Here is a 9738-nt window from a genome sequence, read left to right as displayed (position 1 = left end):
GATGAGGCCGCCGGCCCACGCGAGGCGCCCGCCGGAGCGGTCCACCACGGCCTGGACGGCGAGCCCGGCGCCGGCCGGGAGACCGGCGATGCCCAGGTGGTGCAGCAGTCCCCAGGCCACGGCCTTGAGCTGGCCGCCGAGCTGGTTGCGTCCGAGCCACAGCAGGAAACGCGGGCCCGACCGCGCGTCGGGAACCCCTGGATCGGGATACGGAAGGTCGCGAATCTGCATGATGTCCCATGACTGGTGGAGTGGCCCAAACCGTGCAAGGTTCGCCCTCGCGCACGGCCAGGAGCAATCGATTTTCTCCGGGACGAGCGGAATCGAGCCATCCGCCAGGTCGGGGCGGGGTCAGCAGCGGGGGCCGGCGGTCCCGTCGACCAGGGTCGCCAGCAGCCCGCCCAGCGTCTCGCGCTGTTCGCCGGTCAGCGGGGCCAGGATCTCCGTGGCGGCCGAACGGCGGGCCAGCCGCAGCGACTTGAGCGTGGCCGTGCCGGTGTCGGTCAGCTCGATCCGTACCACCCTGCGGTTGGTCGGGTCCGGGGCGCGGCGGACCCAGCCGCTCGCCTCAAGACCGTCGACCAGGGTGGTGACCGCGCGGGGAACCACTTCCAGCCGCGCGGCCAGATCGGCCATGCGGGGCGGAGTGTCGTACAGCGCGACCGTGCGCAGCAGTCTCGCCTGCGCGGGCGTGATACCGATCGGTTCCAGCTGCCGCTTCTGGAGGCGGTGGAGCCGCCGGGTCAGACGCAACAGCTGCTCGGCCAGCACGCCGTCGGGATCGGGGGTGTCCATGGCGGAATAATATCAGGACCACGCTCATTGTGAGCATAGGTAACAGTCGGCTATGCTCAAGGAAGTATCGACACCTCTCGAAGGAGCCCATGAACCCGCACGCCCCCACCTGGAAACCCTCTCCGACCCCCGATGTCGGCCGTCCCGCCCCCGGTGGCCCCGAAGTCGGCGGTCCCGACGCCGAGGCGCCCGGCCGGGAGCCGCCCGCCGAGCTGCGGCGCATCTTCCGTCTCTTCCGCCCCTACCGAGGCCGCCTCGCCGTCGTGGGACTGCTCGTCGGCGCCTCGTCCCTGGTCTCCGTCGCCTCGCCGTTCCTGCTGCGCGAGATCCTCGACACCGCCATCCCCCAGGGGCGTACGGGCCTGCTGAGCCTGCTCGCCCTCGGCATGATCCTCACCGCCGTCGTCAACAGCGTCTTCGGCGTGCTCCAGACCCTCATCTCCACGACCGTCGGCCAGCGTGTCATGCACGACCTGCGCACCGGCGTGTACGCCCAGCTCCAGCGCATGCCGCTCGCCTTCTTCACCAGGACACGGACCGGTGAGGTCCAGTCGCGCATCGCCAACGACATCGGCGGCATGCAGGCGACCGTGACCTCCACCGCGACCTCCCTGGTCTCCAACCTCACGGCCGTCATCGCCACGGTCGTCGCGATGCTGGCCCTGGACTGGCGGCTCACGCTCGTCTCGCTGCTCCTGCTGCCGGTCTTCGTCTGGATCAGCCGCCGTGTCGGCCGCGAGCGCAAGAAGATCACCACCCACCGCCAGCGCCAGATGGCCACGATGGCGGCCAACATCACCGAGTCGCTCTCCGTCAGCGGCATCCTCCTGGGACGCACGATGGGCCGGGCCGACTCGCTCACGAAGGCGTTCGCCGACGAGTCCGAGCAGCTCGTCGACCTGGAAGTGCGGTCGAACATGGCCGGACGCTGGCGTATGTCGACCATCGGGATCGTGATGGCCGCCATGCCGGCGGTCATCTACTGGGTCGCGGGCCTCGCCCTGCACGAGAGCGGCACCGCCGTCTCCATCGGCACGCTCGTCGCCTTCGTCTCGCTCCAGCAGGGCCTCTTCCGCCCGGCGGTGAGCCTGCTGTCCACCGGTGTGCAGATGCAGACGTCCCTCGCGCTCTTCCAGCGCATCTTCGAATACCTCGACCTGAAGGTCGACATCACCGAGCCCGACGAGCCCGTCCGCCTCGCCAAGATCGGCGGTGAGGTCCGCTTCGAGGGTGTCGACTTCAGTTACGAGGGCAAGGGCGGCCGGACGCTGGGTGGCATCGACCTGACGGTCCCGGCCGGCGGCAGTCTCGCCGTGGTCGGGCCCACGGGGTCCGGCAAGTCGACCCTCAGCTATCTGGTGCCCCGGCTGTACGACGTGACCGGCGGCCGGGTCCTCCTGGACGGGGTGGACGTACGGGACCTGGACTTCGACACCCTCGCCCGCGCGGTCGGCGTCGTGTCCCAGGAGACGTACCTCTTCCACGCCTCCGTCGCCGAGAACCTGCGCTTCGCCAAGCCGGACGCCACGGACGAGGAGATGGAGACGGCCGCCAGGGCCGCCCAGATCCACGACCACATCGCCTCGCTGCCCGACGGGTACGACACCCTCGTCGGCGAGCGCGGGTACCGCTTCTCCGGCGGCGAGAAGCAGCGCCTGGCCATCGCCCGTACGATCCTGCGGGACCCGCCCGTCCTGATCCTGGACGAGGCCACCAGCGCGCTGGACACCCGTACGGAACAGGCGGTGCAGCAGGCCATCGACGCGCTCTCCGAAGGACGCACCACCCTCACCATCGCCCACCGGCTCTCCACGATCAGGGACGCGGACCAGATCGTGGTCCTGGACGCGGGGCGCATCGTGGAGCGGGGCACCCATGAGGAGCTGCTGCGGGAGGACGGCCGGTACGCGGCCCTGGTCCGCAGGGACACGCGGCCCGCGGGGGCCGGAGAGCCCCTGCCCCCGGCGGAGGACCTGGCGTCGCTCGCGCCCTAGGGGGTGTCCTGCCGATCATGCCGGGCTCCAGGGGTGGGGTCCGGCTCGTGCCGTGTCGGCGCCCGCGACGTGCCGTGATCGGTGATCACCCCGGGTTAGCGTGCGCGTATGACGTACGACCCTTTGAGGCGCCGGCCGGGGCGCCGTCCCCGGCTGACCCGCCGGGGCCGGCTGGTCCTCATGATGGGCGCCGTCCTGGTCATCGCCGTCGCGGTGCTGGTGCCCGTACTGGTCGAGCGGGGGTCCGACGGTCCGGGACCCGCCAGGCTGGTCGTTCCCGAGGGACGGCGGGCCGCGCAGGTGTACGCCTCCGTCGACCGCGTCCTCGGCGTGCCCGCCGGCACCACGCGCAGGAAGGCCGCGTCCGTACCGCTCGACCTCCCGGAGACGGCGGGGGACAACCCGGAGGGCTACCTCTTCCCGGCGACGTATCCGGTGGACTCGGAGAGCACCCCCGCCAGCCTGCTCAGCTACATGGTCAACACCGCGAACCAGCGGCTGGGGGACCACCACGTCAGTGCCGGCGCCCAGCTCCACCACGTGACCGTCTACCAGACCGTCACGATCGCGAGCATCGTGCAGGCCGAGGCCGCCACGGCGCCCGACATGGGCAAGGTCGCCCGGGTCATCCACAACCGGCTCGCCCGTGGCATGGCGCTCCAGATGGACTCGACCATCAACTACGCGCTGAACCGCAGCAGCCTGGACACCACGTACCGGGACACGGGGGTCGACAGCCCGTACAACACGTACGAACGCAAGGGACTGCCCCCGACCCCGATCGGGAACCCGGGGGACGAGGCGCTGAACGCGGCCGTCCGTCCGACGCGGGGGAACTGGCTCTACTTCGTCACCGTGGCGCCGGGCGACACCCGCTTCACGGACAGCTTCGCCGAGCAGCAGCGGAACGTGGCGGAGTTCAACGCGAACCGCCGGTCGGCCGGCCGCACCGGCTGAGGGGCTGTTCCCGGGGCCTCACACCGACTCGGGCACCCGCGCCAGGAGCCGCCTGATGTCCCGTACGGCCGCCCGGCCCGCCCGGTTCGCGCCGATCGTCGAGGCCGAAGGCCCGTACCCGACCAGATGGACCCGCTCGTCCCGTACGGCCCTGGTCTCCTCGACGCGGATGCCGCCGCCCGGCTCCCGCAGCCGCAGGGGCGCCAGATGGTCCACCGCCGCCCGGAAGCCGGTGGCCCACAGGATGACGTCGGCCTCCACCGTCCGCCCGTCGTCCCAGGCCACACCGGTCGGGGTGATCCGGTCGAACATCGGCAGCCGGTCCAGTACCCCCTCCTCGCGCGCCCTGGTGATCGCCTCGTTCACCGGCAGCCCGGTCACGGACACCACACTCTGCGGGGGAAGCCCCTGGCGGACCCGCTCCTCCACGAGGGCGACGGCCGCCCGGCCCTGCTCCTCACCGAACGGGCCCTCGCGGTAGACGGGTGGCCGCCGGGTCACCCATGTCGTGTCCGCCGCCACCTTCGCGATCTCGATCAGGTGCTGGGTCCCGGAGGCGCCGCCGCCCACCACGACCACGCGCAGGCCCGCGAACTCGCCCGGGCCCGGATAGTCCGCCGTGTGCAACTGCCGTCCCAGGAAGGTCTCCTGGCCGGGGTAGCGGGGCCAGAAGGGCCGGTCCCAGGTGCCGGTGGCATTGATCAGGGCCCGTGCCGACCAGACCCCCTCGGACGTCTCGACCCGCAGCCGTCCCGCCTCGCCCTCGCGTACGGCGGAAGGTTCGTGCACGTCGGAAGCTTCGCGTATCGCGGAACCTTCGCGTACCGCAGAGGCTTCACGTACCGCCGAGACGTCCACCGGCCGGTGCACCCGCAGGTCGAAGCGGCTCTCGTACGCGGCGAAGTACGCGGCGATCACCTCGGAGGACGGCCGGGTGTCGTCGGCCGCCGCCGTGGTCAGCTCCATGCCGGGCAGCGAGTGCATGCCGTGCACCCGGCCGTACGTGAGCGACGGCCACCGGAACTGCCACGCCCCGCCCGGGCGCGGGGCGTGGTCGAGCACCACGAAGTCCCGGTCGGGCTCCAGGCCCGACCGGCGCAGATGGTAGGCGCCGGACAGACCCGCCTGCCCGGCGCCTATGACCACCACATCGATGTCCCGTACGCCGAAGTCGCTCACGCTCATGGCAACAGCCGGGGAACGAGGGATCTTCCCGCCTCAGCGACCCCCGGACACCAGCAGCGGCGCCCCGCCCCCCGCCGCGCCGGGCAGGGGCGTCAGCTCCGCGAGCAGCCCGCGCCGCGCCAGCTCCGGGGTCACGCCCTCGCCGAACCAGTACGCCTCCTCCAGGTGCGGGTAGCCGGACAGCACGAAGTGTTCGATGCCCAGTTCGTGGTACTCCTCGATCCGGTCGGCGACATCGGCGTGGCTGCCCACCAGCGCGGTCCCGGCACCACCCCGTACCAGTCCGACCCCCGCCCACAGGTTCGGCGCGATCTCCAGCTGGTCACGGGTGCCGCCGTGCAGCGCGAGCATCCGCTGCTGCCCGACCGACTCGCTCTTGCCGAGCGCCTTCTGCGCGGCGGCGACCGTCTCCGGGTCGAGGTCGTCCAGCAGCCGGTCCGCCGTGGCCCAGGCGTCCTTCGCCGAGTCCCGCGAGATGGTGTGCATCCGGATGCCGAAGCGGACCGTACGGCCCTGCTCCTCGGCCAGCCCCCGGATCCAGTTGATCTTCTCCTTCACCTGCGCCGGGGGCTCGCCCCAGGTCAGGTAGACGTCCGTGTGCGCGGCGGCGACCGGGCCCGCCGCCGCCGAGGAGCCGCCGAAGAAGACCGGCGGCAGCGGGTCGGGCGGCAGCGCCGTCAGGCCGCCCTTGACCTGGTAGTGCTCGCCGTCGAAGTCGAACGGCTGACCGCCCCACACGCCCCGTACGACCTGGAGGAACTCCGCCGTCCTCGCGTAGCGCCGGTCGTGGTCGAGATGGTCGCCGAAGCGCCGTTGCTCGGTGGAGTCACCGCCGGTCACCACGTTGAGCATCAGCCGGCCGCGCGTGACGCGCTGGTACGTGGACGCCATCTGCGCCGCCAGCACGGGGGAGATCACCCCGGGCCGGAACGCCACCAGGAACTTGAGCCGGTCGGTGTGCTGGGAGAGCGCGACCGTCGTCAGCCACGCGTCCTCGCACCAGGTGCCCGTGGGGGTCAACACGCCCTCGAAGCCCAGGCGTTCGGCCGCCTTGGCGATCTGCGCCAGATAGTCGACGTCGGGCGCGCGGATCCCGGTCACGGCGGTGTTCCCGGAGCGGGTGATGCCCCCGTCGGTGTACGCGTGACGGTCCACGAGGGTCCGCCCGTCACCGCCCGTCGGCAGGAACCAGTGCAGATGGATGCTCATGAGGAGGGGGCCTTTCCGTAGCTGCGCGCCGGGGAGGTCGACGGCGGCAGGGTGTCGTTGAAGCGGTCGTCCACGAAGTCCGCGAAGTCGAAGCGGCCCGGGATGAGTTCGAGCTCGGCGAAGCTGTCGGCGATCTCCTGCTCGGAGGCGATCGCGGCCTCGTCGAGGGCGACCGGCACGCGGGTGCCGTAACTCCGCTTCACCGCGTCGAGGGCCACGTCGTACGGCAGTCCGGTGTCCTTCGCCCAGACCTTCGCCCACTCCTCGGGGTGCTCGAAGACCCAGTCCTGGGCCCGGCGCAGCCGCGTGACGAAGTCGTCGATCGCCTGCTCCTTCTCCTTGTCCTGGAGCGCGGCGGGGGCGGCGACCTGGAAGTTGAGGCCGTTCACCACCCCGCGTCCGGTGGTCAGCACCCGCCCCTTGCCGCCGCGCAGGACCTGTGAGGTGTACGGGTCCCAGACCGCCCAGGCGTCGACCTTGCCGCTGGTGAAGGCGGCGAGCGCGTCGGCCGGCTGCAACAGCGTGACCTTGATGTCGTCCGGCGTCAGACCGGCCTTCCTGAGCGAGGCGATCAGCTGGTAGTGCGCCGAACTGCCCTGCGCGACCGCGACGGTCCTCCCCTTGAGGTCACTTGTCCTCTTCAGCGGCGAGTCCTTGGGGACGAGGACGGCCTCGCCGGCCGAGTCGCCGTGGGTGGCGGCCACGACGGTGATCTTCGACTTGGCTCCGGCGGCGAAGACGGGCGGGGTGTTGCCGACACTCCCGATGTCCACGGCACCGGCGTTGACGGCTTCGAGCAGGGGCGGTCCTGAGGTGAAGGTGGACCACTTCACGCGGTAGGGGAGGTCGTCCAGCTCACCGGCGGCCCGCAGGACGGCTTCCGAACCCCCCTTCTGGTCACCGACGTCGAGGGTCACGGATCCCTTGCCGTCGGTGTTGCCGCTGCCACCGAGGCCACCGCCCGAGGTGTCGCCGGCGGCGGAGGAGCAGGCGGAGAGGAGGAGGGTGAGGGCGACGGGGAGGAGGGCGGAGGTCAGCCCTCGCGGCTTACGCGGCATGGCTCGTCCCGGTGGTGGCGGCGCTCGTCCCGGTGGTGGCAGCCGGTTCGTCGACGCCCAACTCCGTGAGCAGCCGCGAACGCAGCGCGGCGAAGGCGGGATCACCGACGGAGCGTGGCCGGTCCAGGCCGACCTCCGTCTCGTACGCGATCACACCGTCCCGCATCACCAGCGCACGGTCGGCGAGCAACAGGGCCTCCTCCACGTCATGGGTCACGAGCAGCACCGCGCAGCCGCGCCGCTGCCACAACTCGGCCACCAACTGCTGGGCCTTGATACGGGTCAGCGCGTCGAGCGCGCCGAACGGTTCGTCGAGCAGCAGCAGATCGGGCTCCCGTACGAGCGCCCTGGCCAGCGAGGCGCGCTGGGCCTCGCCGCCGGAGAGCGTCTTGGGCCAGGCGCCCGACCGGTGCCCGAGCCCGACCTCCTCCAACGCGCCCTCGGCGACGGCCCGTCCGGGCCTGCCGTCGAGGCCGAGCAGCACATTGCGCCAGACGCGTTTCCACGGCATCAGCCGCGGCGACTGGAACGCGACCGCACGCCGTTTCGGTACGAGCACGGTCCCTTCGATGTCGCGGTCGAGGCCGGCCAGGATCCGCAGGAGGGTCGACTTGCCGCAGCCGCTGCGGCCGAGGAGCGCGGTGAACTCGCCCGCGCGCAGGGTGAGATCGAGCTGGTCGATCACCGGCCGGCTGTCGAAGGCCCGGGTCAGCCCCGTGACCCGGACGGCGGTGTCACCGCTCACGTGGTTCGCGCCGTTCACGCGATTCACGCGGTTCACCGGCCCTTGAAGGTGGGTCGCCATTGCAGCAACAGCCTTTCGAGAGTGCGGACGACGGCATCGGCGAGGAGGCCGAGGAAGGCGTAGACGACCAGGCAGACGACGATCACGTCGGTACGGAAGAACTCCCGGGCCTGGTTCATCAGGAAGCCGATGCCGGCGTCGGCGTTGATGGACTCGCCGAAGACCAGGGCCAGCCAGGCGGTGGCGAGCGAGTACCGCAGCCCGGTCATCGCGCCGGGCAGGGCGCCCGGCAGGATGACGTGCCGGACGAGCCCCCACCGTCCCAGCCCCAACGACTGCCCGGCCTCGATGAGTTGCTCGTCGACGCCCCGGATCCCGGCGTACACGTTGAGGTAGAGGTGAAAGGCGACGCCGAGCGCGATGAGCGCGATCTTCGGCGCCTCGCCGATGCCGAGCCAGATGATGAGGAGCGGGATCAGCCCGATGAACGGCACGGTCCGCAGCATCTGTACGGTCGCGTCGATCAGGTCCTCGCCGAGCCGCGAGAGCCCGGACGCGAGGGCGAGGACGGTCCCGGCGACCCCGCCGATCAGCAGTCCGACGGCGACCCGCTGGAGCGAGACGCCCATCGCGGTCGGTAGGGTGCCGTCCGCGACGAGATCCCCCGCCGACCGGGCGACGGATCCGGGCGAGGCGAGGGTGTCGGGGTGCAGGACGCCGGTCGAGCTGAGCACCTGCCAGGCGAGGAGGAGCAGCAGCGGCCCGACGGTCCTGCGCAGCCAGCGCGGGACGGAGCGCGGGAAGGAACGTTTCCCCGGTCCGGCGGCGGGGACAACCGCCTCCAGCTCGGGGGGTCGTTCCCCGGCCGGGGCGGCGGGAAGATCCGGTGGGGCATGATCGACGGTCATGACGGCTCCACGGGCAGGTGGGGGAGAGGGCCGTACGGGAAAACGCCTCGACGCCCCCTGACCACGCACGACGACGTCACACGGTCAACGGGACTGCGGGCGATGCGGAACGTCGCACCGGGCGTCGGCGGCGACAGGGAAGAAGAAGGTCAGCAGCCGGGACAACACGCGGCGGAAGCCACCCGCAGCAGGTCGATGTGACCGCGCGTGGTGAGCAGAGCTGAACGCAACATGGCGCAGAACGTAGCGAGCGCCTCCGGACGCGGTCAATGGTGTCTCGGCACGCGGACGCGTGATCCCACGGCGCGAGCGGGCAGGATGGACCCATGCCAGACGCCTTCACCACCAGGATCCTGAACATCGGCACCGGCCCCGAGGAGGCCGTGTCCGACCTGACGGCCGCCTGCGAACGGTTCCTCCACGACACCGCCGCCGGCCGCGACGGCCTCCTCAACATCTTCGTCCCGCACGCCACGGCGGGTGTGGCGATCATCGAAACAGGAGCAGGCAGCGACGACGACCTGCTGGCTGCCCTGCACACGCTCCTCCCGGCGGACAACCGCTGGCAGCACCGCCACGGCACCCCGGGCCACGGCAGGGACCACGTACTCCCGGCCCTGGTCCCCCCGCACGCCACCCTCCCGGTCATCGCCGGCCGCCTGGAACTGGGCACCTGGCAGTCGGTCTGCCTGGTGGACACGAACAGGGACAACCCCGACCGCCAGGTCCGCCTGAGCTTCCTCGGCTGAGCGGGACAGCCGCCACTCGTAAGGCAGAACACCGCTGCCGGTGCTCAGCCCTCGCGCCGTCGTCAGGAGCGGGCGAGCCGGGTCGCGAGGTAGGGCGCGGTGGCGCTGCGGCGGGCCTTCGCCACGTCGGCCGGAGTG

General features: G+C 71.7%; 9 protein-coding genes and 1 pseudogene. 3 read left to right on the top strand and 7 right to left on the bottom strand.

The window, feature by feature from the left end; translation table 11 throughout:
• Window positions 1-231 (bottom strand): annotated as a pseudogene (locus GT042_RS25335) (ABC transporter ATP-binding protein); the annotation flags it as partial.
• Window positions 232-351: 120 nt separating this feature from the next.
• The gene (locus GT042_RS25330) at window positions 352-795 is read right to left on the bottom strand and encodes a MarR family transcriptional regulator (protein ID WP_161311045.1); all 444 of its coding nucleotides are present in this window, start codon (window positions 793-795) and stop codon (window positions 352-354) included.
• An 89-nt stretch (window positions 796-884) separates the two neighbouring features.
• On the opposite strand from GT042_RS25330, the gene GT042_RS25325 reads away from it, so the two are divergent.
• Window positions 885-2789, top strand: a complete 1905-nt coding sequence (locus GT042_RS25325; protein ID WP_161311044.1) for an ABC transporter ATP-binding protein — start codon at window positions 885-887, stop codon at window positions 2787-2789.
• Window positions 2790-2897: 108 nt separating this feature from the next.
• The gene (gene mltG / locus GT042_RS25320) at window positions 2898-3746 is read left to right on the top strand and encodes an endolytic transglycosylase MltG (RefSeq protein WP_161311043.1); all 849 of its coding nucleotides are present in this window, start codon (window positions 2898-2900) and stop codon (window positions 3744-3746) included.
• Window positions 3747-3764: 18 nt separating this feature from the next.
• On the opposite strand, the gene GT042_RS25315 is transcribed toward mltG, so the two are convergent.
• From GT042_RS25315 to GT042_RS25295, 5 genes are read right to left on the bottom strand one after another with little or no spacing between them, the layout of a single operon-like run.
• On the bottom strand, window positions 3765-4931 hold the full coding sequence (locus tag GT042_RS25315) for an NAD(P)-binding domain-containing protein (protein WP_161311042.1): 1167 nt from the start codon (window positions 4929-4931) through the stop codon (window positions 3765-3767).
• A gap of 33 nt (window positions 4932-4964) precedes the next feature.
• A complete protein-coding gene (locus GT042_RS25310) occupies window positions 4965-6140 on the bottom strand; it encodes an LLM class flavin-dependent oxidoreductase (protein ID WP_161311041.1) in 1176 nt (391 codons plus the stop codon).
• Window positions 6137-7198: an ABC transporter substrate-binding protein gene (locus GT042_RS25305; protein ID WP_161311040.1), complete on the bottom strand. Its 1062-nt coding sequence runs from the start codon at window positions 7196-7198 to the stop codon at window positions 6137-6139. The genes GT042_RS25310 and GT042_RS25305 overlap by 4 nt, the downstream gene beginning before the upstream one ends.
• Window positions 7188-8003, bottom strand: a complete 816-nt coding sequence (locus GT042_RS25300; protein WP_161311039.1) for an ABC transporter ATP-binding protein — start codon at window positions 8001-8003, stop codon at window positions 7188-7190. The genes GT042_RS25305 and GT042_RS25300 overlap by 11 nt, the downstream gene beginning before the upstream one ends.
• Window positions 7976-8851 carry an ABC transporter permease gene (locus tag GT042_RS25295; RefSeq protein WP_161311038.1) on the bottom strand — a complete coding sequence of 292 codons (876 nt, stop codon included), beginning with the start codon at window positions 8849-8851 and terminating at the stop codon, window positions 7976-7978. The genes GT042_RS25300 and GT042_RS25295 overlap by 28 nt, the downstream gene beginning before the upstream one ends.
• A gap of 326 nt (window positions 8852-9177) precedes the next feature.
• On the opposite strand from GT042_RS25295, the gene GT042_RS25290 reads away from it, so the two are divergent.
• On the top strand, window positions 9178-9600 hold the full coding sequence (locus GT042_RS25290; protein ID WP_161311037.1) for a YjbQ family protein: 423 nt from the start codon (window positions 9178-9180) through the stop codon (window positions 9598-9600).
• Window positions 9601-9738 lie beyond the last annotated feature (138 nt).

The organism is Streptomyces sp. SID3212, assembly GCF_009865405.1.
In the GTDB taxonomy this organism is placed as follows: domain Bacteria; phylum Actinomycetota; class Actinomycetes; order Streptomycetales; family Streptomycetaceae; genus Streptomyces.
The sequence above is the reverse complement of the archived record's forward strand: the minus strand, read 5'-3'. Positions and strand labels throughout refer to the sequence as shown.